22 protein-coding genes are annotated in these 21,042 nt (G+C 61.7%); 7 read left to right on the plus strand and 15 right to left on the minus strand.

The genetic code is table 11. From position 1 onward, the window contains the following. Positions 1–248: 248 nt before the first annotated feature. Positions 249–1,913 (plus strand): electron transfer flavoprotein-ubiquinone oxidoreductase, encoded by a 1,665-nt coding sequence (locus AC3WKX_RS02600; RefSeq protein ID WP_087692763.1) that lies wholly within the window; start codon positions 249–251, stop codon positions 1,911–1,913. A gap of 193 nt (positions 1,914–2,106) precedes the next feature. On the opposite strand, the gene AC3WKX_RS02605 is transcribed toward AC3WKX_RS02600, so the two are convergent. Beyond that, positions 2,107–2,997 carry an AraC family transcriptional regulator gene (locus tag AC3WKX_RS02605; protein WP_102604809.1) on the minus strand — a complete coding sequence of 297 codons (891 nt, stop codon included), beginning with the start codon at positions 2,995–2,997 and terminating at the stop codon, positions 2,107–2,109. Between the two features lie 181 nt (positions 2,998–3,178). Here AC3WKX_RS02605 and AC3WKX_RS02610 point away from each other — a divergent pair, with 181 nt between their 5' ends. Further along, positions 3,179–4,231 (plus strand): NAD(P)-dependent alcohol dehydrogenase, encoded by a 1,053-nt coding sequence (locus AC3WKX_RS02610; protein ID WP_102604808.1) that lies wholly within the window; start codon positions 3,179–3,181, stop codon positions 4,229–4,231. 139 nt (positions 4,232–4,370) lie between these two features. On the opposite strand, the gene AC3WKX_RS02615 is transcribed toward AC3WKX_RS02610, so the two are convergent. From AC3WKX_RS02615 to AC3WKX_RS02640, 6 genes are all read right to left on the minus strand, one after another. Next, positions 4,371–5,174: an IclR family transcriptional regulator gene (locus tag AC3WKX_RS02615; protein ID WP_004371229.1), complete on the minus strand. Its 804-nt coding sequence runs from the start codon at positions 5,172–5,174 to the stop codon at positions 4,371–4,373. A 185-nt stretch (positions 5,175–5,359) separates the two neighbouring features. Continuing rightward, a complete protein-coding gene (gene araH / locus AC3WKX_RS02620; RefSeq protein ID WP_004371231.1) occupies positions 5,360–6,325 on the minus strand; it encodes an L-arabinose ABC transporter permease AraH in 966 nt (321 codons plus the stop codon). 16 nt (positions 6,326–6,341) lie between these two features. Then, entirely contained in the window at positions 6,342–7,850 is a 1,509-nt protein-coding gene (gene araG / locus AC3WKX_RS02625; protein ID WP_004371233.1) for an L-arabinose ABC transporter ATP-binding protein AraG, read from the minus strand. Then, positions 7,847–8,827 carry a substrate-binding domain-containing protein gene (locus AC3WKX_RS02630; protein WP_008434927.1) on the minus strand — a complete coding sequence of 327 codons (981 nt, stop codon included), beginning with the start codon at positions 8,825–8,827 and terminating at the stop codon, positions 7,847–7,849. The genes araG and AC3WKX_RS02630 overlap by 4 nt, the downstream gene beginning before the upstream one ends. A gap of 31 nt (positions 8,828–8,858) precedes the next feature. Beyond that, complete coding sequence (locus tag AC3WKX_RS02635) at positions 8,859–9,680, minus strand: SDR family oxidoreductase (protein WP_004371237.1); 822 nt, start codon at positions 9,678–9,680, stop codon at positions 8,859–8,861. A gap of 149 nt (positions 9,681–9,829) precedes the next feature. Then, on the minus strand, positions 9,830–10,309 hold the full coding sequence (locus AC3WKX_RS02640; protein WP_004371239.1) for a GNAT family N-acetyltransferase: 480 nt from the start codon (positions 10,307–10,309) through the stop codon (positions 9,830–9,832). A 112-nt stretch (positions 10,310–10,421) separates the two neighbouring features. Here AC3WKX_RS02640 and AC3WKX_RS02645 point away from each other — a divergent pair, with 112 nt between their 5' ends. From AC3WKX_RS02645 to AC3WKX_RS02665, 5 genes are all read left to right on the plus strand, one after another. After that, entirely contained in the window at positions 10,422–11,081 is a 660-nt protein-coding gene (locus AC3WKX_RS02645; protein WP_102604807.1) for an HD domain-containing protein, read from the plus strand. Positions 11,082–11,167: 86 nt separating this feature from the next. Then, positions 11,168–12,361: an MFS transporter gene (locus AC3WKX_RS02650; RefSeq protein WP_102604806.1), complete on the plus strand. Its 1,194-nt coding sequence runs from the start codon at positions 11,168–11,170 to the stop codon at positions 12,359–12,361. Positions 12,362–12,446: 85 nt separating this feature from the next. After that, the gene (locus tag AC3WKX_RS02655; RefSeq protein WP_102604805.1) at positions 12,447–12,800 is read left to right on the plus strand and encodes a hypothetical protein; all 354 of its coding nucleotides are present in this window, start codon (positions 12,447–12,449) and stop codon (positions 12,798–12,800) included. A gap of 51 nt (positions 12,801–12,851) precedes the next feature. Further along, the gene (locus AC3WKX_RS02660; RefSeq protein WP_004371249.1) at positions 12,852–13,118 is read left to right on the plus strand and encodes a hypothetical protein; all 267 of its coding nucleotides are present in this window, start codon (positions 12,852–12,854) and stop codon (positions 13,116–13,118) included. A gap of 57 nt (positions 13,119–13,175) precedes the next feature. Then, entirely contained in the window at positions 13,176–13,556 is a 381-nt protein-coding gene (locus tag AC3WKX_RS02665) for a Rho termination factor N-terminal domain-containing protein (protein WP_004371251.1), read from the plus strand. Positions 13,557–13,684: 128 nt separating this feature from the next. Here AC3WKX_RS02665 and AC3WKX_RS02670 read toward each other — a convergent pair whose 3' ends face one another. The 8 genes from AC3WKX_RS02670 to AC3WKX_RS02705 all read right to left on the minus strand — a co-directional run bounded on the left by AC3WKX_RS02670 (position 13,685) and on the right by AC3WKX_RS02705 (position 21,039). Further along, positions 13,685–14,413 (minus strand): class I SAM-dependent methyltransferase, encoded by a 729-nt coding sequence (locus tag AC3WKX_RS02670; RefSeq protein ID WP_004371253.1) that lies wholly within the window; start codon positions 14,411–14,413, stop codon positions 13,685–13,687. A 38-nt stretch (positions 14,414–14,451) separates the two neighbouring features. After that, positions 14,452–15,372: a PfkB family carbohydrate kinase gene (locus AC3WKX_RS02675; protein WP_102604804.1), complete on the minus strand. Its 921-nt coding sequence runs from the start codon at positions 15,370–15,372 to the stop codon at positions 14,452–14,454. Beyond that, complete coding sequence (locus tag AC3WKX_RS02680; protein ID WP_063027958.1) at positions 15,365–16,831, minus strand: purine-cytosine permease family protein; 1,467 nt, start codon at positions 16,829–16,831, stop codon at positions 15,365–15,367. The genes AC3WKX_RS02675 and AC3WKX_RS02680 overlap by 8 nt, the downstream gene beginning before the upstream one ends. 198 nt (positions 16,832–17,029) lie before the next feature. Beyond that, positions 17,030–18,031, minus strand: coding sequence for an ADP-ribosylglycohydrolase family protein (locus AC3WKX_RS02685; protein ID WP_102604966.1), 1,002 nt, complete (start codon positions 18,029–18,031; stop codon positions 17,030–17,032). Next, positions 18,028–18,741 carry a GntR family transcriptional regulator gene (locus AC3WKX_RS02690; protein ID WP_080673275.1) on the minus strand — a complete coding sequence of 238 codons (714 nt, stop codon included), beginning with the start codon at positions 18,739–18,741 and terminating at the stop codon, positions 18,028–18,030. Before AC3WKX_RS02690 ends, AC3WKX_RS02685 begins: the two co-directional genes overlap by 4 nt. 70 nt (positions 18,742–18,811) lie before the next feature. Next, positions 18,812–19,372: a DUF1285 domain-containing protein gene (locus AC3WKX_RS02695; RefSeq protein ID WP_102604967.1), complete on the minus strand. Its 561-nt coding sequence runs from the start codon at positions 19,370–19,372 to the stop codon at positions 18,812–18,814. Between the two features lie 17 nt (positions 19,373–19,389). Next, positions 19,390–19,995 carry a DUF4823 domain-containing protein gene (locus tag AC3WKX_RS02700; RefSeq protein ID WP_063027950.1) on the minus strand — a complete coding sequence of 202 codons (606 nt, stop codon included), beginning with the start codon at positions 19,993–19,995 and terminating at the stop codon, positions 19,390–19,392. A gap of 75 nt (positions 19,996–20,070) precedes the next feature. Next, complete coding sequence (locus tag AC3WKX_RS02705; protein WP_004371275.1) at positions 20,071–21,039, minus strand: GTP 3',8-cyclase MoaA; 969 nt, start codon at positions 21,037–21,039, stop codon at positions 20,071–20,073. Positions 21,040–21,042 lie beyond the last annotated feature (3 nt).

A 21,042-nucleotide genomic window follows, 5' to 3' on the forward strand; every position in this document is an offset into this window, starting at 1 on the left:
TATTCCGGTCAATACGGCAAAATGGTCAGTTATAAGCCGCGTTGCTTTGATTTACCTAGCTTGCGGGCAATTCAAACAAACGTTTGTATTGGACGCTGAGAGTGGTGTAGATATAATGCGCCACCTAGAGAGAAAGGTGGGTCGTCCCCTGCCCCTTGCATGAGATTGATGCAGGCATTGTGGGACGGATTACCGAACCTCCACCCATTAGAAAAAAAAGCCGTTGAGCCTTGAGTAGGAGATAGCCTGTGGAACGCGAATACATGGAATTCGACGTGGTCATCGTCGGCGCTGGCCCGGCAGGCCTGTCTGCCGCCTGCCGATTGAAGCAGAAGGCCGCCGAAGCCGGTAAGGAAATCAGCGTCTGCGTGGTCGAAAAAGGCTCCGAAGTCGGCGCTCATATCCTGTCCGGTGCCGTGTTTGAACCCCGTGCCCTGAACGAACTGTTCCCGGACTGGAAAGAACTCGGTGCACCGCTCAACACCCCTGTTGTGCGTGATGACATCTATGTACTGCGCTCCAGCGAAGCTTCCACCAAGGTGCCTGACTTCTTTGTGCCCAAGACCATGCACAACGAAGGCAACTACATTATTTCCCTGGGCAACCTGTGCCGCTGGCTCGCCCAGCAGGCCGAGAACCTGGGTGTGGAAGTCTACCCGGGCTTCGCCGCCCAGGAAGCGCTGTTCGACGAAAACGGCGTGGTGCGCGGGATCATCACCGGTGACCTGGGCGTCGACCGTGAAGGCAACCCGAAAGAAGGCGTCTACACCCCGGGCATGGAACTGCGTGGCAAGTACACGCTGTTCGCCGAAGGTTGCCGTGGCCACATCGGCAAGCAACTGATCCAGCGCTTCAACCTGGACAGCGACGCCGACGCCCAGCATTACGGCATCGGCCTGAAGGAAATCTGGGAAATCGACCCGGCCAAACACCAGCCAGGCCTGGTGGTGCACACCGCCGGCTGGCCGCTGGACATCATGAGCGCCGAGAACACCGGCGGTTCGTTCCTCTATCACCTGGAAAACAACCAGGTGGTCGTCGGCCTGATCGTCGACCTGTCCTACAGCAACACCTTCCTGTCGCCATTCGACGAGTTCCAGCGCCTCAAGCATCACCCGGTGCTGGCCCAGTACCTGGAAGGCGGCAAACGCATCAGCTACGGCGCCCGCGCCATCTGCAAAGGCGGCCTGAACTCGCTGCCGAAAATGGTGTTCAAGGGCGGCGCGCTGATCGGCTGCGACCTGGGCACCCTGAACTTCGCCAAGATCAAGGGCAGCCACACCGCGATGAAGTCCGGCATGCTCGCCGCTGACGCCGTGGCAGACCGCCTGTTCGCCGAATCCGAAGGCGGTGACGAACTGACCGCTTACGTCGACAGCTTCAAGAACAGCTGGCTCCACGAAGAACTGTTCGCCAGCCGCAACTTCGGCCCGGCGATGCACAAGTTCGGCCCGATCATTGGTGCCGGCTTCAACTGGTTCGACCAGAACATCCTCGGCGGCAAAATGCCGTTCACCCTGCACGACACCAAGCCGGACTACGCCTGCCTCAAGCTGGCCAAGGACAGCAAGAAAATCGACTACCCGAAACCCGACGGCAAGCTGAGCTTCGACAAGCTGAGTTCGGTGTTCATCTCCGGTACCAACCACGAAGAAGAACAACCGTGCCACCTGAAGCTGAAAGACCCGAGCATCCCGATCGGCACCAACCTGCCGCTCTACGATGAACCGGCGCAGCGCTACTGCCCGGCCGGCGTGTATGAAGTGATCACCAAGGAAGACGGCGAGAAGCGCTTCCAGATCAACGCCCAGAACTGCGTGCACTGCAAGACCTGTGACATCAAGGACCCTTCGCAGAACATTACGTGGGTGACGCCGGAAGGTGCGGGTGGGCCGACTTACCCGAATATGTAAATCCGCTGCTTGAACAGAAGGCTCCCAAATGGGGGCCTTTTTTATAGCCCGGAAAAAGACCCATCGACTCGATCAAATGTGGGAGCGGGCTTGCTCGCGAAAGCGGTGTATCAGTCACAGATGTTTTGGCTGAACCACCGCTTTCGCGAGCAAGCCCGCTCCCACATTTTTGACCGAATTGTGCCCGGGAGAGTTATGCCGCCCGCTCATCCCCGGGGCTGCGCTCGAAGTAGCGCTTGTACTCCCGACTGAACTGCGACGTGCTCTGATACCCCACACTGTGGGCCGCCTGCGCCACGCCCATGCCTTCCACCAACAGCAACTGCTGTGCCTTGAGCAACCGCAGACGCTTGAGGTACTGCACCGGCGACAACAGCGTGCAGCGCTTGAAGTGTTCGTGGAAGGTCGACGCACTCATGTGCGCATAACCTGCCAATGTCTCGATATTCAGCGGCTCGGCGTAATGGGCATGCAGGTGATTCAACGAAGTCGCCACCCGCGAAAACTGCCCCTGCTGCTCCACCAACGCCCGCAACACATCCGCCTGTGGCCCGCGCAATGCGGTGAACAATAATTCCCGCACCCGCGCCGGACCCATGATCCGGCTCTCCAGCGGATCGTGCAGGCACTGCAACAGGCGTTCGACACAGCCGCGCATGGCGTCGTCCAGCACCACCGAACTCATCGACTCCAACGTTTGCGCCGCTGGCGGTGGCCCGCTCTGGATCCCCATCGCCATCACCAACTCACCCAGCACCACCCGATCAATGCCCACCGTCACCCCCAACAGCGGTGCATTCGGCATGGCAAAAGTCTCGCATTCGAACGGCACCGGCATCGCCTGGATCAGGTAATGCCCCGCGCCGTACTCCAGGGTACGCGGGCCCAGGTACGCGATCTTGCTGCCCTGGGCGACGATCATCAGGCTCGGTTCATAAATCTGCGGGCCCCGCGCCACGTCGCAACTGGCACGCAATACCTGCACGCCCGGGAGGTTCGTGGGCGAGAACCCATCACGGGGTGTCAGGGGTTCGATCAAGGCAACCAACGCGGCATTGGCATCGACATGGCGGGTCAACAACATGGCAAAAACTTCGCGAAAAAGGGGATGAGACCATCATCGCAGGTCTGGCGCCACAACGATCCAATCCAGGTGCACTCCCGGACGAATAGGCATGAGACTCGGAGCAATCGCCATGGCCGCACCCAGGCACGGCGCGGAGAATGCGCCACCTCACCTGTTACTGCACCTGCGAGGTTTCTCCATGTACACCGCCATCGGTTATGCCGCTCAATCGGCCACCACTCCCCTCGCCCCCATGTCCTTCGAACGCCGCAGCCCGCGCGCCGATGACGTGGCGATCGAAATTCTCTACTGCGGCGTCTGCCACTCCGACATCCACCAGGCACGCAACGAATGGGGCATCGCCGTGTACCCGCTGATGCCGGGCCACGAGATCGTCGGTAAAGTCACCGCCGTCGGCGCCAGCGTCACCGCGCACAAAGTCGGCGACCTGGTGGGTGTTGGCTGCATGGTCGACTCCTGCCGTCACTGCGACGCCTGCCACGCGGACCTCGAGCAATACTGCCTCGAAGGCCCGACCATGACCTACGCCACCCCGGACCGGGTCGACGGCAGCAACACCATGGGCGGCTACTCCGACAGCATCGTGGTCAGCGAGCACTTCGTGGTGAAGATCCCGGCCAAGCTCGACCTGGCCAGCGCCGCGCCGATCCTCTGCGCCGGCATCACCACTTACTCGCCGCTCAAGCACTACGGCGTGAAGGCTGGCGACAAGGTTGGCGTTCTGGGCATGGGTGGTTTGGGCCATATGGGCATCAAGTTCGCCAAGGCCATGGGCGCGGAAGTGACGCTGTTCACCCGCTCCGCGAGCAAGGCTGAAGAAGGCCGTCGCCAGGGCGCCGACCACGTGATCGTGTCCACCGACGAAGCCCAGATGAAAGCCGCTGCCGGGCATTTCGACTTCCTGCTGGACACCATCCCGGTGCAGCACGACTTGAATCCCTACCTCGACGTACTGCGCTTTGACGGCGCGCACATCCTGGTAGGTTTGATCGAGCCGGTCGACCCGCCCGTCAACGCTGCCAAGCTGGTGCTGGGCCGCAAGGTGCTGGCCGGTTCGTTGATCGGTGGGATTGCCGAAACCCAGGAAGTCCTGGATTTCTGCGCCGAGCACGGCATCACTTGCGACATCGAGATGCTCGACATCCGCCAGATCAACGAAGCCTACACCCGCATGATTGCCGGTGATGTGAAGTACCGCTTCGTGATCGACATGGCGACCCTGAAGGCCTGATCATGATCGTTCCCACGCTCTGCGTGGGAACGCATGCTGTGACGCTCTGCGTCACCGTTGCGCAGGGCTCAAGTCCTTCTGGACGCGGAGCGTCCGAAGCGGCATTCCCACGCGGAGCATGGGAACGATCACGGCCTGATCAGGCCTTCGCGCCCAACTCCGCTGACAGCCGTGCTGCGACCTGTTTGATCACAGGGATCAGCTCGGCCATTTTCTCCAGCGGCATGTAGGGCACGGTACTGGCGATGCTGATGCCGGCGACGATTCGCCGGCTGGCATCGCGCACCGGTGCCGCGACACAACGGATCGACGGTTCGTTGTCTTCCAGATCGAATGCATAACCGCCCGCCACGTATTCCTGCATGCGCTGTTCAAACTGCGCCCAGGATTGCTCGGGGTGCTGCGGCCACTGCAGATTCTTCCCGCCCGTCGGCAAGCTGACCTGATACAGGCGCTGCCACTCTTCCACGCTGTCATCCAGCAACAACGCCTTGCCGATCCCGGTGCGCGCCAGCGGCATGCGATGGCCGACGCGCGAGCGCATTTCCGGGCCGTTGCGGCCAGGGTTCTTGTGCAGGTACAGCACGTCGTCGTATTCGCGAATAGCCAGGTGGATGGTATCGCCGGTCAACGCCGACAACTCGTCCAGATACGGCACCGCCAGGCTGACCAAAGGCAGTTCTTCACGGGCCTGGAAACCCAGCTCGATCAATTTGGGGCCCAGCAGATAACCGACTTGCGGCACTACGCGCAGGTAGCGTTCTTCCACCAGGCAACTGGCCAGGCGGTGAGTGGTGCTGCGGGTGGTGCCGATGCGCTTGGCGATTTCCTTCAGATCCCGCGCACCGGCCGCCACTGCCTGCACCACGCCCAGGCCACGAAGCAGGGTTTGAGTGCCGGTGGGCGCGGCTTCTTTGACGGGAGTTTGGGCGTTTTCCTGCATATCGGGCCTATTGGGAAGTACGAAAACGGCGAGCATTATGGCAAATGCGGACCAGCAAAACAGAGGAGATCAAAATGTGGGAGCGGGCTTGCTCGCGAAGGCGGTTTTCCAGTTAATGCATACGCTGACTGACACACCGTTTTCGCGAGCAAGCCCGCTCCCACATTGGTCGTGTGGCGCCCTTTTTATCGCTGTTTCATGCGGTCGATAATCACCGCCAGCAACAGGATCGAGCCGCGAATCACGTATTGGTAGAAGGTGTCGATGTTCTTCAGGTTCATCGCGTTCTCGATGATCGCCAGAATCAGCACCCCGGCAATCACATGCCGGATCATCCCGATTCCGCCGCTCAGCGACACCCCGCCCAGCACGCACGCCGAGATCACCGTCAGCTCGAACCCCTGGCCAATCATCGGTTGCCCCGAGGTCATCCGCGACGCCAGGATCACCCCGGCCAACGCGCCGATCACGCCGTGCACGGCAAAGATGATGATCTTGGTGCGATCGACATTCACCCCGGCCAACAGCGCCGCTTCCTGGTTGCCACCGATGGCCATGGTGTTGCGCCCGTAGGTGGTGTAGTTCAGCAACCAGCCAAAAAACACAAAGCACAGCACGGTGATGACGATTGGCACCGGCACGCCAAACAGCTGGCCGTTACCAAAGACGAAGAAGTTTTCGTCCATCACGCCGACCGCCTTGCCGTTGGAAAAGATATACGCCAGCCCACGCACGATCTGCATCGTCGCCAGCGTCGTGATCAACGCGTTGATCCGCAGCTTGGCGATCACGATGCCGTTGATCAGTCCCACCACCAGGCCCATGGCCAACGCCGCCGACACGCCGAAGAACACGCTGTCGGTGTCGCGAATCACGATCCCCGCCACCACGCCCGAACAGGCGATCACCGAACCCACCGACAAGTCGAAGTGCCCCGACGCCAGGCAAAACAGCATGGTGCAGGCCGCAATCCCCACAGTGGAAATCGCCAGACCCAGGCCACGCATGTTCAGCGGCGAGAGGAAGTTGTCGATGAAGATGGCGCTGAGCACAAAGATGCTCAAGGCCGCCAGCAGCATGACCCAATCATCAAGAAACTTGCGCTGGTTGAACCCCGGCCAGAAGCTTCTTGCGGTTTTTACCTGTGACATACCCACCTCGTATTCTTCAGTCCCGCGTACGCGGAAGAGCCAGTTGCAGCAGCCGTGCTTCGTCCGCTTGATCGCGGGTCAATTCGCCGGTCAGGGCGCCTTCGCTCATCACCAGGATGCGGTCGGAGATGCCCATCACTTCCATCAGGTCGCTGGACACCACGATCACCGCGATGCCACTGGCCGCCAGGTTATGAATGATCTGGTAGATCTCCGATTTCGCACCGATATCGATGCCGCGGGTCGGCTCGTCCAGCAGCAACACTTTCATCGGCATCGACAACCAGCGGCCGAGAATCGCCTTCTGCTGATTGCCGCCCGACAGGAACAGAATCGGCTGGTCCGCCGACGGCGTGCGCACGTTGAGCGCGCTGATCTGCCGCTGGGCGTTGGTGCGTTCCCAGCCGCCCTGGATCAGCCAGCCGAAGCGCGCATGGTCACGCCGCGCACTGATATTGATGTTCTCCGCAACACTCGCGCGGGGCACGATGCCTTCCTTCTTGCGGTCCTCGGGGCAGAGCAACACCCCCGCCGCAATCGCATCCCGTGGTGTCTTGAACGTCTGCGCCTGGCCATGCAGCACCAGGGTCCCCTGGGTGCTGCGGGACAGCCCGGCGAGCAGGCGCAACAACTCTGTGCGCCCGGCCCCCACCAGGCCGAACAGCCCGAGAATCTCGCCCTTGTTCACCTGCAGGCTCACCGGTTCCTGCAACCCCGGCCCGAGCAAACCTTCAACTCGCAGCGCTTCACCGCAGTGCTCGCGCGGCCGGTAGTCGTAGATATCCTGGATATCGCGCCCGACCATGCAGTTGACCAGTTGGTCGACGTTCAACTGCGTCATGTCCTCGAACGTGCGCACGAAGCGCCCGTCCTTGAACACCGTCACCGCGTCGCAAATGCGGAACACCTCCTCCATGCGGTGCGACACGTAGAGGATCACCCGGCCTTCATCCCGCAGCCGGGCGATGATCACCATCAGCCGCTCGATCTCACGGGCCGAGAGGCTGCTGGTGGGTTCGTCGAACGCAATCACATGGGCGTTGCGCGACATGGCCTTGGCGATTTCCACCAGTTGCCGCTGGCCGAGGGACAGGCTGCCCAGGCGCATGTTCGGATCGATTTCATCCGCCAGGCCCTTGAGCAGTTCCCGTGCCTTGCGCACCATCGCGCCGCGATTGACCACGCCAAAGCGCGACGGCATATGCCCCAGCAGCAGGTTCTCGGCGACGGTCATTTCCGGCACCAGTTGCAGCTCCTGGTGAATCACTGCGATGCCGCTGGCGATGCTGTCGGCCGCCGACTTGAAACTCACGCTGCGTTCGCCCAACTGCAAGCTGCCGCTGTTGGGCGGATAAAAACCGCCGAGGATTTTCAGCAAGGTCGACTTGCCCGCGCCGTTCTCGCCCATCAGCGCATGCACCGAATGGGGCCGCGCTTCAAAGCTGATCTGCGCCAGGGCCTTCACCCCGGGAAACTCCTTGCCGATGCCGTTGAAGCGCAGGCTTTCTGCTGCGGCGCTGTTCATTTCCACAGACCGATCTTGCTCAACTCTTCCTTGAAGTTGGCGCGGGTGATCAGGGTCACGTTATCCAGTGCGGTGAACTTGGCAGGCTCAGTGCCTTTGGTCACCCACTCGAACATCGAGGTCGCGGTTTTATAGCCGGACGCATCGGGGCTGAGCAGCATCGAGCCGTAGAAACCGGTGTCGGATTTCTTCAGTTCTTCGATGGCGTCGGTGCCGTTGATGCCCACGCCAATCACGTTTGTGGCCTTGAAGCCGGCGCTTTCGGTGGCGCGTACGCCGCCCAGTACGGTGCTGTCGTTCATGCCGCCAATCAGCAGGTTTTTCGCACCGCTGGGCAGTTTCACCAGGGCCGAGTTGGTGGAGTCCATGGCGCCCGGCACGTCGAGGGTTTTTTGCGCGGTGAACAGGATATGGTCAACCGGCAGGCCGGCGGCCTTGAGGCCTTCTACCGACCCGTCGGTGCGTTTCTTGCCGGTTTCCAGCTCGTCGAAGGTATTGATGACGGCGTAGGTGTCCTTCCAGTCCCAGTTGCGATGCTTGGCTTCGGTGGCCATGGCTTCGCCTTGTTTCTGGCCGATCTTGTAGGCGTCCAGGCCGACGTAAGGCACGTCTTCCATGGGCTTGCCCTTGGCGTCGACGAAGCGGTCGTCTACCGCCAGCACTTTGAGGTTATTCAGCTTGGCCTTGGCCATGATCGCAGGGCCGAGGGACACGTCCGGCGGGCAGATCACGAAACCCTTGGCGCCGTTGGCGGCCAGGGTATCGATGGCGGAAAGGGTTTTCTCGCCGTCGGGCACGGCGATCTTGATCACGGTGAAACCATGGTCCTTGCCGGCTTTTTCAGCGAAGGCCCATTCGGTCTGGAACCAGGGCTCTTCCGCCTGCTTGACCAGGAAGCCGATCTTTACTTCTTCGGCAGAGGCCAGGCCGCTGAGCGCCATCGTGAGGGCAAGGGTGCCTAGTGTTTTCTTGAGCATGAACCACCTCTTCTTGTTATTTGGAAAAGTTTTAATCGTGGTACATCACCGACCGCCCACCATCGATCATCAGGCAGGTGGCATTGATAAAGGGCGCCTCATCGGTCGCAAGAAACAGTGCCGTCATCGCCACTTCAATCGGCTGGCCGATGCGCTTGGGCGGGTGCAGGTCGAAGGCACGCTGGCGCTCGGCGTGCGGGTCGGCAAAGCCGTTCCAGTAATCGACGTTGAGTTGGGTTTCGATATAGCCCGGCGCGATGGCATTTACGCGGATGCCCTTGGGCGCGTATTCGATGCCCAGCGCGCGGGTCAGCCCGAGCAAGCCGTGCTTGGCCACCGGGTACGGGAAGCAGCCGGGAATGATGTGGCTGGAGTGGGTGGAGGCGATGTTGATGATGTTGCCGATGCCTTGCTCGATCATGTGCGGCAACACGGTACGGCAGCCGTACCAGGCGCCGTCGAGGTCGATGGCGAAGCAGCGGCGCCAGTCTTCGTCGGTCATTTCCAGCGGGTCGCGGAACACGTTGACGCCGGCGCAATTGACCAGCACATCGACGCGGCCAAAGCGTTCGATGGCTACGTCCACCAGGGCGCGCCATTGATCCTTGGAAGTGATGTCGACAGGTTGTGCGTAGATCTCGGCGCCGTGTTCGCGCCAGTGGGCGGCGACCTGCTCGACCTTCTCGCCCTGGATATCACCGATCACCAGGCGCGCCTGCTGAGCCTGGAAGCAGGCGACGATAGCCTCGCCAATGCCTTGGGCGGCACCGGTGATGACCACGACTTTGTTCTTCAGTCGCTCGCCGTAAGTCGGCTCGGGCACCGGAGGTAACGACAACGGTTGTGCCTGCATCGCTTCACCTGTTTTGTTTTTGGTAGTGAGTGCTGATGCGCAAGACTATAAACCCAGAAACCGGAACATCTCAATATATAAATTATCATCCCATATAGTGAGCAAATATATAAAAAAACCGGCTTTAAAAGCCGGTCCTTTATGCACACTTAACCCTGTGCGAAATCCCTGAGGGCGTCGCCTTCCATGCGGTAGCGTACCCACTCTTCCTGGGGCTGGGCGCCGATGGATTTGTAGAACGCGATGGCCGGCTCGTTCCAGTCCAGCACGCTCCACTCGAAACGCCCGCAGCCGTTGTCACAGGCGATTTTCGCCAGGTGGCGCAGCAACTTCTTGCCTGCCCCGCCACCGCGTTGCTCGGGGTTGATGTACAGGTCTTCGAGGTACAGGCAGTTGCTGCCCAGCCACGTGGAATAGCTGAAAAAGAACACCGCAAAGCCGATCGGCAAACCGTCGCGCAGGCAGATCAGGCCGTGGGCGGTGGCACCTTCACTGAACAGGCTGCGCTCGATGTCCACCACGCTGGCGATCACTTCGTGCCGGGCTTTTTCATAGTCGGCAAGCTCGGTGATGAAGGTCAGGATCTGCGCAGCATCGCTGGGCACGGCGGGGCGAATCTCGATGGTCATGGGCAGGCCTTGTCAGGGAAAGAGAGCACACATACTAAGGCGCTTTAATGACCGATTGCAGTGCAATTTGATTCGCGGCTAACCTGCAGGCCATCGACCTTTGAGAATCCCCATGCCCTTCACGCCCTTGACCGACCTCGCCGCGACGTTATTGCCTCACGCCCTTGAGCCTTCGGAAGACGGCGCCCACGACCTGTCCCACTTGCAACGGGTGTGGCACAACGTGCGGTCGATCCAGGCAGAGGAAGGTGGCGATCTGGAGGTGCTGCTGGCGGCGGTGCTGCTCCATGACTGCGTCGCGGTGGAGAAGAATTCGCCGTTGCGTTCCAAGGCCTCAACATTGGCGGCGGACAAGGCCGGGCAGATTTTGCAGGGGCTGGCGTGGCAGCCCGGGAAGATTGCAGCGGTGACCCACGCCATCGAGACCCACAGCTTTTCGGCGGGCCTTATTCCGGTGACGCTCGAGGCAAAGATCATGCAGGATGCCGACCGTTTGGACTCCCTCGGCATGATCGGCGTGGCCCGCACATTTTACATCGCCGGGCGCATGGGCAGCGGGCTGTATGACCCGGCTGACCCAACGGCACAGCATCGCGAGTACGACGACAAGCGCTTTTGCCTCGACCATTTCCAGACCAAGCTGCTGCATCTGGCGGGCGGATTTCAGACGCCGACGGGGCAACGCATGGCCCTGGCGCGCCATGAGCGGTTGAAGGGTTTCATGAACCTGTTCATCGAAGAAATAGGCACGCCATACTCCGCTGCGGGCTAACGCAAGCGCCGCGAACCACAGAACAATCCCACGTGCCGTGCATGGTAAAAAGTTGGGCATAAATCCAACAGACGCAAGGCTCCCCCATGCACGCCTCACCTGCGGTCGGCGGAAAACTGTTCGCCCTCTTCTGCCTCGCCAGCTACCTGCTTTCCCTGTCCTATGGCTCGACATTCTTGCTGTCGCTGCTGATCCATTCGCGCGGCGGCAACGAACACGACGCCGGCAGCGTGATCTCCATGGCGATGCTCAGCACCTTTGTGGCGGTGCTGGTTTCCGGGCATCTGGCCGACCTGCTGGGGGCTGCCAGGTCGATCGCCCTGCTCGGCGTATTGCTGGTGGTGGCGTGCCTGGGCTTTGCGCTGGCGCCGGGGTTCGGCGAGGGCTTGATGTTCTTTGGCTTGTCGTTGGGATTGGGCTGGGGCGTGTTCTACACGTTGGGGCCGATCATCGTCGCGATGCTGGTGGAACCGGCGCAACGGGCCAAGTATTTTGCCCTGCTGTCGGGCAGCATGATGACCGGAATCGGCTCCGGGCCACTGCTGGGGCGGGCGGCAAGTGCCCTGGATTTTTCGCTGACGGCGGCCTTTCATATAGCAGCGCTGGCGAGCTTGGTAGGTGTGCTGATTTTCTGGCGACTGGGTCGCGCGCTGAGTCAACACACCGCGCCGGCGGCGAAGATTTCCTGGTCGGCGACACGCAAGGTGCTGTCGTCACGGGCGGTGTTCGCGATCATCATGGTGGGCCTCGGCGGTTGCGTGTTTGGCGGGCTGTCGAGTTTCCAGACCAGCTACGCGGCGTTGCACGGGCTGGACTATTCGCTGTTCTTCCTGGGCTTCATGAGTGCGGCGATTACCAGCCGCCTGCTGATCGCCGGCATCGTGGTCAAGCGTGATCCGTATTGGGCGGCGTGTGTGTTGTCGGGGTTGATGCTGGTGTCGATTTTCCTGTTCGGGTTCAGGGTCAGCGGCAACTACAGCTACCTGCTGGCAGCCGTCACTCTGGGCGTCGGTTACGGCCTGACGTATTCGGTGATCAATGGTTTGGCTGCGAACGAGGCACCCGCTGGCACCACCTCCCAGGCGTTGCTGTTGTTCAGCCTGGCGTACTTTATCGGGGTGTTCGGTTTCCCGCTGCTGGCGGGCAAGGTCATCGTCGAATACGGCATGCCGACCCTGTTGATGAGCGTACTGGCGGTGGCGCTGCTCAATTGGCTGATCACGGTGGCGCGGTTGATCTGGCGCCGAATCTCGTCACACAAAATCTTACAAGCGACCTAAGACCGTTCGTCGGTATCGAGGCACGAATCACAAACGGGGGCGGACCAATATCAGGTAAGGACATTAATCATATGGAGACACCATCATGACGACTTCCAAATTTGCCGCCCTCGCCCTCACCGGTTTGCTGTCTGCTGTTTCGCTGAGCAGCTTTGCCGCCTCAACCTCCACCGGCCCGACGAATCCCATCGGCAGCCCGGAAAATCCTGCCACCCAAAAGTCCCAGGACTCCATGGGCACCGGCAGCAAAGCGATTGATGGCGGTTCCACCGTGGACCCGAGCGGCACTGACCCACGCGTCCAGGGCAATGACCAAAATCGCCAGGGCTTGGGCACTGATGTTGAAAACGGAAAAATGGGCACCGGTACCGGCAAGAGCGTCACGCCGGGTGGCGACGACTCCAATGTTCCCGGCGCGCCAAAACAGCCACACCCTTAAGCAAGTATCAGTCAGACGAACACCCAACCATTTCCCAGTGAAGAGGTATGCATGAACGTCGATCACAACCTTGAAAAAGAAGTCCTCACCCGTCTGCTCCACGCTCATCCCAGTGGGTTGGGCAAAGAAGTGCTGGACAACTACCGAGGTGAAAAAGTGGTAGCCAGCGCCTTGGCCACCTTGCAGGACCGCGGGTGGATCAAGGAAGGCCATGTGACCTGCAACGATGCCGGGGAACACTCGCTGAACCTGCCGATCAAGCTCACCGCGTCCGGCGTGGAAGCGGCTCGCAAGCTGGAAAGCGAAGCGGGCCAATAACACACCTTGCCTGGTCTGGCCCTCGTATTTTGTATGAGGGCCAGAAGGAGTATCGCAATGCCTCGTGGAAGCAAAGCCAAATACACCACCGAACAGAAGCGCAAGGCCGCCCATATCGAAGCGAGTTATGAGCACCAGGGCTTGTCGAAAGAAGAAGCCGAGGCGCGGGCCTGGGCCACCGTCAACAAGCAGTCTGGCGGCGGCGAAAAGGCCGGCGGTTCAGGCCAGCGCAAGGCGCCGGCAAAGAAGTCCCAGGACCGGCATGAGTCGGCCAAACGGGCTGCGGCCAGCCGTGAGGGGCATCCGCGTAACAGCCGGGTTTCGCTGGGTACGCAGACCAAGGAAAGCTTGCTGAAGGAAGCGCGTGCCAGGGACATTCCCGGGCGCTCGACCATGCGCAAGGATGAGTTGATTGAGGCGCTGAAAAAGGCCGGTTAAAGCGGATCAAAATGTGGGAGCGGGCTTGCTCGCGAAAGCGGTGTATCAGTGCCAGATTCATTGGCTGAGCCACCGCATTCGCGAGCAAGCCCGCTCCCACATTTTTGGTCGGGTTTTCACCCAAGGAATCAGCGGTGGGCGGCCACCAGTAGCATCATTGGGCGCTCAAGCTCTTCTGCAAGTGCGGGGCGGGCTTTCAGGTCCGCTTCGCTCGGGCCCCACTCGTCGACATGAGTCAGGGTAAACCCCGCCTGGATCAACAGCGTCAGCAACGTGCCCACGGTGCGATGTTGCTTGATCACACCCTCCGCCAGCCAGTTTGTCACCCGTGGTCCTTGCAACTGGTAGCTGTCCACCGGCCAGCTCTTGCGCCCTTGCTCATCAATCAGCCAGCCCGGTTGCCGGGGCGCCATGAAAATCGGGTGCTCGATGGAAAACACCAACCGCCCGCCCGGGACCAGCGCTTGATGGATGCGCGCGAACAGGCCTTTCAGATCGACGATGTAATGAAACGCCAATGAGCTGTAGGCCAGGTCGAAAGTGGCGTCAGGCAGCTCGAGTTTTTCCAGGTCGGCAATGGCGTAGGTGATGGCCGACGACGAAGTCATCTCCTTTGCCCGCGCCAGCATTTTTTGCGAGACATCCAGCCCCAGCACCTGCTCGGCGCCCTGCTCCCGGGCCCAGCGACTGAACCAGCCGTAGCCGCAACCCAGGTCTACCACTTTCAATCCCGACATGGGCGGCAGCATGGATTGCAACGCCGGCCACTCCGGCGCGCCGGCGAGGCCTTCTACCGAGCGGCCCATTTTGCTGTAGCCCTCGAAGAAAACCTCGGTGTCGTAGATGTTCTGAGTCATGACGCTGCTCCGTGCTGAATGGCGACTATTCTGCCGAATCAGCCCTCGCTCAACAACGCATCCACTTCAGCCGTGCCCGGTGAGGTGGCCGGCCCCCAGCGCGTGACCGCCAAGGCCGCCGCCGCGTTCGCGCGACGTGCCGCGACAGCTGGCGCCAAACCATTGGCCAGGCCGGCGATAAACACCCCGGCGTGAGCATCGCCGGCACCGTTGCTGTCCACCGCCTTGACCTTGAATCCCGGCACATGCTCGCCCTGGCCATTACGGCTGATCCAGCAGCCATTCGGCCCATCGCGCACCACCAGCAAGGGGTCGGCGGGCAAGTGCTCGTTGAGCTTGAGCAATGCCCCCGCCAGATCGCTCGCGCCGGTAAAGGCCAGCGCTTCCGGACCGTTGCTGGTCCAGATATCGATACGCGGCAACAGGGCGACCATCAAGGCCGAGTCCGGTGCCTTCACCAGCGGGCCCGGATCGAACACCACCTTGATCTCGCGCGGCAATGCCAATAGCCAATCGAGCAACGCCTTGGCCTTGCCTTCCAGCAGCAGGCTGTAGCCGCTGACGTACACATAGTCGTCGTCGCCGGGCACCGCATTGGCCAGGTCTTGCGCCAGCAAGTCACCCTCAGCACCGATATGGGAAATGAAGGTGCGCTCGGTAGTGGCTTCGGTCAGGGACACACACAGGCCTGTGTCCTTGTCGTCGCTGGCGGCCAGGGCCATTTCAATGCCCTCGGCCTGCATCGCCGCGCGCGCCAGGTCGCCGAAGCGGCCGGTGCCATGGCGGCCCAGGTAGACCACCGGCAAGCCGTTGCGTCGGGCCGCGGCCATCACGTTGAAGCCACCGCCGGCTTCGAAGCTGGCGGAGTTGGCCAATACATCGCCACCGGTGGCAGGCAATGTGTCGAGGGACATGACCAGGTCAACGATGACCTGGCCGCTGTGCAGCAATCTAGACATTAGCGCTCTCTACCAAAGCCGGGCGACGATCAGCCGCGCCACCCAGTACCGCATAAATCCCGCCGGCCACCAGGAAGGTGACGATCCAGCCCAGGCCGTTGTGGCCCAGCCACGAATCGGACAGCGGACCGGCGAACCAGATGTTCTCGGCCGTGGTGCCGATGGTGGTGAAGCTGAAGCCCAGCACGATCGCAATCGCCCAGGCGCCGAACGCACGCCATTCAACTCCGCCACGGTACCAGTAGGCGCTGCTTGGCGTTACGTCCAGCAGGTCTTTGGGGCTGTAGTAGTGGCGATGAATCAGGTCGACGACAAAGATCCCGACCCAGGCGGTGATCGGTACCGCCAGCAACGAGATGAAGGTGATGAACGGGCCGTAGAAGCTGTCGGCGATCAGCATGAAGTAGATCGAACCGGCGAAGATCGCAACGATGTCGACGATCACCGCGTGCACGCGCTTGACCTTCAAACCGAGGGTCAAGGTGGTGAGCCCCGCCGAGTACACCGACAGGTTATTCGACAGCAACAGCCCGCCAAACGCGGTGATCAGGTACGGCACCGCCATCCAGGTCGGCAGCATGTCGCGAATCGCGATGATCGGGTCAGTGGCCGACGCCAGGTCGTTGTTGCCCACCGACAGCAAACCGCCGAGGGTGATCAACAGCACCAGCGGAATCCCCGCACCGAATGCCGCAGAGGCCACAAGGCGCACGGCCTTGACGCTGCGGTGCTGGTAGCGCGACATGTCGGCACCGGCGTTGGCCCAGCCGATACCCGTACCGGCGGCCATGGTGCCGATGCCAATGATCATCGCGCTCAACGGCGCAGGCGTGGCGTTGAACACCGCGCTCCAATCGATGGTGGCGCAGAGGAAACCGCCCACCAGGATATTCAGTGCGCCGAACACGTAGGTGGCCCACTTCTGGATCACCAGCAAGGTGGCATGGCCCAGGCCCGACACGGCGAGGGTCAGCAGCACGAAGATGCCGATGAACAGCAGGGTCAGTACCGGAGCGCTTTTGGCGGCAACCGGCGAATTGAACAGGATCGAACACAACGACAACAGCACGAACGCAGCCGTAGTGGTGTTGACGGTTTCCCAGCCGAGGCGCGACATCAGCGACACCAGCGTCGGCCCGATATTGCCGCGTACGCCAAAGATCGCCCGGGACAGGGTCAGGCTCGGTGCACGGCCACGACGGCCGGCGATGGAGATGATGCCCACCACCGCAAACGAGCCGGCGGCGCCGAGGATCGCCACGATGATTGCCTGCCAGATCGCCAGGCCGCGAAACGCTACGAGGGTCGCGCCCAGGGGCAAGCCGAGGATGCTGATGTTGGCCGCAAACCAGACCCAGAACAGTTGCAGCGGATGGCCGTTGCACTCGCCTTCCGGGACCGGCTCGATGCCGCGTGTTTCCAATTGCCCGGCGCTTTGGCCGGAAGAGGACGTACTCATGGTGGGGTGCTCCTGATGCCTGTTTTTTTGTGGTTGTGGCAGGTTGGCAAGTTGAATCTGTGTGCCGGTCTTCCTGACTCGACTGGATCAATGTGGGAGCGGGCTTGCTCGCGAAAGCGGTGTGTCAGGCAACGCATGTGTCACTGATGCACCGCTTTCGCGAGCAAGCCCGCTCCCACATTTTTTAATCTGCGGTGCTCAGCGCAGATCGAGCAGGCCTTGGACCAAGGGTTCCAGGTCCAGGCGGTTGACCTGCTTGACCTGTTCGATCATCGCCTCAGGCCAGCACTGCATCCCCAGGCACGCACCGAGCATCGCGCCGAGAATCGCGGCGATGGTGTCGGTGTCGCCGCCGAGGCTGGCGGCCATGCACAGGGCTTCGATGGCGTTCATTTCACCCACCGCGACTTGCTGCGCGAGGGCAAACGACACCACCACCGATTCCTGGGACGCCACGGAGGTGCCGATCAATTCGTAAAGCAGGTCGGTAAACAGCGCCTTGTCGCCGCTGTCGACGCTCAAGGTGCGCGCCCAACTGATGCGGGTGGCGATGCGCCCGCCGGCAATCCAGTGGCCGTGGTTTTCCGCCTGCTGGGCGATCTGCGTGCCGATGTTCAGCGCTTCGCCCAGATCGACGCCGTTGATCCCGGCGGAAACCACCGCCGCCACCGCCGCCGCGCTGGAGATGCCCAGGTTGGTGTTATGGGTGACCTGGCACGCCTGGATCACCGCCTGGATAAACTGCGCCGGGTCGTTGACGTCCGCCGCGATGCCCACCGGGGTGATGCGCATGGCGGCGCCGTTGGTGGTGCCGTAGCGACCGGACTCTTCCGGGGTATGGCCCGCCAGGATCATGTCGATCGCACGCTTGGTCGAGGGGCCCAGCAAATCCTGGGAACCCTTGGCGCGCATCACCGCTTCCCAGTCGATCAAACGTTGGGCGAGTTCGGTGGGTTCAATCCTGCCCTGCCCGTCCACCAGCAACTGGCCGACGAGGATGGCCTGTTCGGTGTCATCGGTGATCGAGCCCTTGGGCATGTTCGGCGCGATCGGCTGATCGGCGTCGGCATCTTCCAGGCCGGTGATCGCGCCGAAACGCGCCTTGACCTGCTCGCGGCTCAGGGACTGGGTGGGCATGCCCAACGCATCGCCCAAGGCCAGGCCGTAGAAGGCGCCGAGGGCGCGGGTGGTGGCGGTCATGTCGGTGTTCCAAATTGAAGGTGCAAGCGGAAATGCAGAGGGTCGAGCAGGCTTTCGACGGATTCCATGAAGCGGTCCTGGCGGTCGTAGGTGGTGCGCAGGGCCTTGAGGAACACCGTGCCCACCGGGCGCCCCAGGAGCTGGGCGTCTTCTTCGTTCAGAGGCTCGGCACCGATCCATTGGTTGCCGGTGGCGCCGACATAGCCATAGGCCGCCAGGGTGATGGTCAGGGAATTATCGATCAGGCCGACTTGCGGCAGGCTTTCCAGGCCACCCGAGGCCGGCATCAGCGAGCGCTCCAGGGACACGAACGTGCCGTCGGCAGCGCGACGGCGGCGGTCGAGGGCGATGAATTGGTCGCTGCCGTGACGGCTGAGCAGGTCCGGGCGGGTGACCGCTTCCAGGCGCAGGATTTCGGAGGTCACCACCGCGCCGGTGTCGGCCAGGGCTTGGGCCCAGCCGCTGCGCTGGTCGAGCACCATGCCGTCGAAGGTGACGATGGAGCCGACACCGCTTTGGGTGGCGATGTAGCTGCGGCGCTTGAGTTCGGCCAGGGCTTCACGCAGGGTGCCGCGGCTGACGGAAAACTCTTCGGCCAGTTGGTGCTCGCCCGGCAGCAGGACACCGTCAGCCATCACTCCACCCTCGATACGGCGGATCAGCTCGTCGACGACGCGTTTTTTCTTATCAAATCGGACATGTCTAATCATGTACAAATTGATAACCGAAAGCGCCCGGCTACAGCAAGCGATTTATTTCAGGGAGAGCGAGAAATCAGCCTCAGGGCTCCAGGCCGATGGGGAAAAATACCCCGCCGCTCCAGACGCCAAGCCAGTTCTTACCGTTGATCGGACGGGTCACCGCCAACTCCACCAACTGATAGAACGCATTGCGATGGACCAAGGCTTCGAGGTTGGTGCGCACCCGCAGGTACGGCGAGGGTTCCTGGGTTTCCGGGTCAATCATCACCCGCAGCGGATGTTCGATACCGGCTTCGACCTGTTCATCGACATTGGTGGTAAAGCGCAGGACTTGGCTCTCGCCCTGCCCTTCGACTTCCAGGGTCACGGCGACAAAGGGCGCGTCATCGACCTTGATCCCGACCTTTTCCACCGGGGTGATCAGGAAATAATCATCGCCATCGCGGCGAATGATATTGGAGAACAGCTTGACCATCGGCTTGCGGCCAATCGGCGTGCCCATGTAGAACCAGGTGCCGTCGCGGGCGATGCGCATGTCGATATCGCCGCAAAACGCCGGGTTCCACAGATGCACCGGCGCGGGCCCCTTGCCCTTGGGCAATTGCGCCAACAACTCATTGGCCTTGGCCGAATCGGTCATGCTGCTCTCCTTGTGTCTTACTGATCGCTCATGCCCAACAGGCTGCGCGCGTAGTGCGCCAGGGGCTTGCCGATCAGATCATCAGGCTTGTTGTCGTGGAACGTCAGTAAACCGCCACGGCTGTGAATGCGCACAGTATCAATCAAATACTGGGTGCTGGTCTCGATCAACATGACCTGAATGGTGCCGGTGTCGATGCCCAGGCGATCCACCGCCTCCTGGTCAGACCATTCATCGGCGTTACCGATCCGGTCATCCGCCTGGGCAAAGCGGCAGTACAGCAGGTAATGCGCACCGGCCGCGCGGGCTTCAGACATCGCCTGTTCCAGGCCTTCGGGTTTGCGGGCGCGGCGGACCATCGGAAAATATTCGACAAAGCCGTTGAAGGCTTCCTCGGCCACCACGTTAGGCCGCGGATAAGCACTGCCCGGCGGGGTGAAGGCGCCCTGGGCGATGAAGACGAAGGAGTCCGGCTGTATGCGGACCGAATTGACGCGGCGAGTATCGCTGTGGTCCAGCAGCCCGGCATCGCTCATCTGATAGCGCGTGCCTTCGGCCATATCACTGACGGTCATGCAGCCACCCAGCGCGAGTGACGCCAGCACCAAAACCAGACTACGCATCCTAATTCTCCAAAGGCCGGTGACGGAAAACCGGCGAATGGGCACGAGATGCAGATTTTGCGCCAGCTTGCGAGACTAGCCGCCGATGATCTTCATGATGGTGGCGCCGCCGGAGAAGGCCACTTCCTGCTTGTCACCCAAGGCCTTGACCAACAAGCGCTGCAAGGCCGGCAGGGCCTGGTGGCGGGGTTTGTCCAGCAGGTCGCCGACGTAGTGGCGGTTGCTCGACGACAGGCAGCCATGCAGCCAGCCGGTGGACGACAGGCGCAAACGCGAACAGGTCCGGCAGAACGGCACGCTTTCGTTGGCGATGACACCGAAGAAACCTTTGCCGGGCACTTCGTAGCGCACGGCAGTGGCGTCCACCGGGGCGTTGGCTTGCAGGTATTCGTACTGTTCGCCGATCAGGCTGAGCAATTGCTGGAGGCTGACGAATTGCTGCAGGAACGCGTTGGAATCGTTGGCCAGGTGGCCCATGCGCATCAATTCGATAAAGCGCAACTCGTAGCCACGCTCCAGGCAGTAGTCGAGCAGCGGCATCACCTGGTCGAGGTTCTGGCCGCGCAGCGGCACCATGTTGACCTTGATCTTGATTCCGGCGGCGCTCGCCTGGTCCATGCCATCGAGCACGGTGGCCAGGTCGCCACCGCGAGCGATGCTGCGGAAGGCGTCGGCGTCCAGGGTGTCGAGGGACACGTTGATCCGGCGAATCCCGGCGTCCACCAGCAGCGGCAGTTTGCGCGCCAGCAGTTGGCCGTTGGTGGTCAGGCTGATATCACTGAGCCCCATCTGCCCCACCGCGCCCATGAAGGCTTCCAGCTTGGGGCTGACCAACGGTTCACCGCCGGTAATCCGCAGGCGCTCGATGCCGGCGGCCTCGATCAGGTACTCGACACCCCGCGCCATCGCCTCGGCCGACAGTTCGTCCTGCGCAGCCACCAGCCGCTTGCCGTTGGGCACGCAGTAGGTACAGGCGTAATTGCAGGCTGAGGTCAGGCTGATCCGCAAATTGCGGAATCGCCTGCCTTGACGATCAACGATCATGGA

The sequence above is a fragment of the Pseudomonas sp. GP01-A4 genome, from assembly GCF_058780865.1.

Coding starts and splice junctions, on each gene's coding strand:
- AC3WKX_RS02605 (WP_102604809.1), bottom strand. CDS start 2,997: ATGTTGTTGACCCGCCATGTCGATGCCAATGCCGCGTTGGTTGCCTTG.
- AC3WKX_RS02610 (WP_102604808.1), top strand. CDS start 3,179: ATGTACACCGCCATCGGTTATGCCGCTCAATCGGCCACCACTCCCCTC.
- AC3WKX_RS02615 (WP_004371229.1), bottom strand. CDS start 5,174: ATGCAGGAAAACGCCCAAACTCCCGTCAAAGAAGCCGCGCCCACCGGC.
- araH (WP_004371231.1), bottom strand. CDS start 6,325: ATGTCACAGGTAAAAACCGCAAGAAGCTTCTGGCCGGGGTTCAACCAG.
- araG (WP_004371233.1), bottom strand. CDS start 7,850: ATGAACAGCGCCGCAGCAGAAAGCCTGCGCTTCAACGGCATCGGCAAG.
- AC3WKX_RS02630 (WP_008434927.1), bottom strand. CDS start 8,827: ATGCTCAAGAAAACACTAGGCACCCTTGCCCTCACGATGGCGCTCAGC.
- AC3WKX_RS02635 (WP_004371237.1), bottom strand. CDS start 9,680: ATGCAGGCACAACCGTTGTCGTTACCTCCGGTGCCCGAGCCGACTTAC.
- AC3WKX_RS02640 (WP_004371239.1), bottom strand. CDS start 10,309: ATGACCATCGAGATTCGCCCCGCCGTGCCCAGCGATGCTGCGCAGATC.
- AC3WKX_RS02645 (WP_102604807.1), top strand. CDS start 10,422: ATGCCCTTCACGCCCTTGACCGACCTCGCCGCGACGTTATTGCCTCAC.
- AC3WKX_RS02650 (WP_102604806.1), top strand. CDS start 11,168: ATGCACGCCTCACCTGCGGTCGGCGGAAAACTGTTCGCCCTCTTCTGC.
- AC3WKX_RS02655 (WP_102604805.1), top strand. CDS start 12,447: ATGACGACTTCCAAATTTGCCGCCCTCGCCCTCACCGGTTTGCTGTCT.
- AC3WKX_RS02660 (WP_004371249.1), top strand. CDS start 12,852: ATGAACGTCGATCACAACCTTGAAAAAGAAGTCCTCACCCGTCTGCTC.
- AC3WKX_RS02665 (WP_004371251.1), top strand. CDS start 13,176: ATGCCTCGTGGAAGCAAAGCCAAATACACCACCGAACAGAAGCGCAAG.
- AC3WKX_RS02670 (WP_004371253.1), bottom strand. CDS start 14,413: ATGACTCAGAACATCTACGACACCGAGGTTTTCTTCGAGGGCTACAGC.
- AC3WKX_RS02675 (WP_102604804.1), bottom strand. CDS start 15,372: ATGTCTAGATTGCTGCACAGCGGCCAGGTCATCGTTGACCTGGTCATG.
- AC3WKX_RS02680 (WP_063027958.1), bottom strand. CDS start 16,831: ATGAGTACGTCCTCTTCCGGCCAAAGCGCCGGGCAATTGGAAACACGC.
- AC3WKX_RS02685 (WP_102604966.1), bottom strand. CDS start 18,031: ATGACCGCCACCACCCGCGCCCTCGGCGCCTTCTACGGCCTGGCCTTG.
- AC3WKX_RS02690 (WP_080673275.1), bottom strand. CDS start 18,741: ATGATTAGACATGTCCGATTTGATAAGAAAAAACGCGTCGTCGACGAG.
- AC3WKX_RS02695 (WP_102604967.1), bottom strand. CDS start 19,372: ATGACCGATTCGGCCAAGGCCAATGAGTTGTTGGCGCAATTGCCCAAG.
- AC3WKX_RS02700 (WP_063027950.1), bottom strand. CDS start 19,995: ATGCGTAGTCTGGTTTTGGTGCTGGCGTCACTCGCGCTGGGTGGCTGC.
- AC3WKX_RS02705 (WP_004371275.1), bottom strand. CDS start 21,039: ATGATCGTTGATCGTCAAGGCAGGCGATTCCGCAATTTGCGGATCAGC.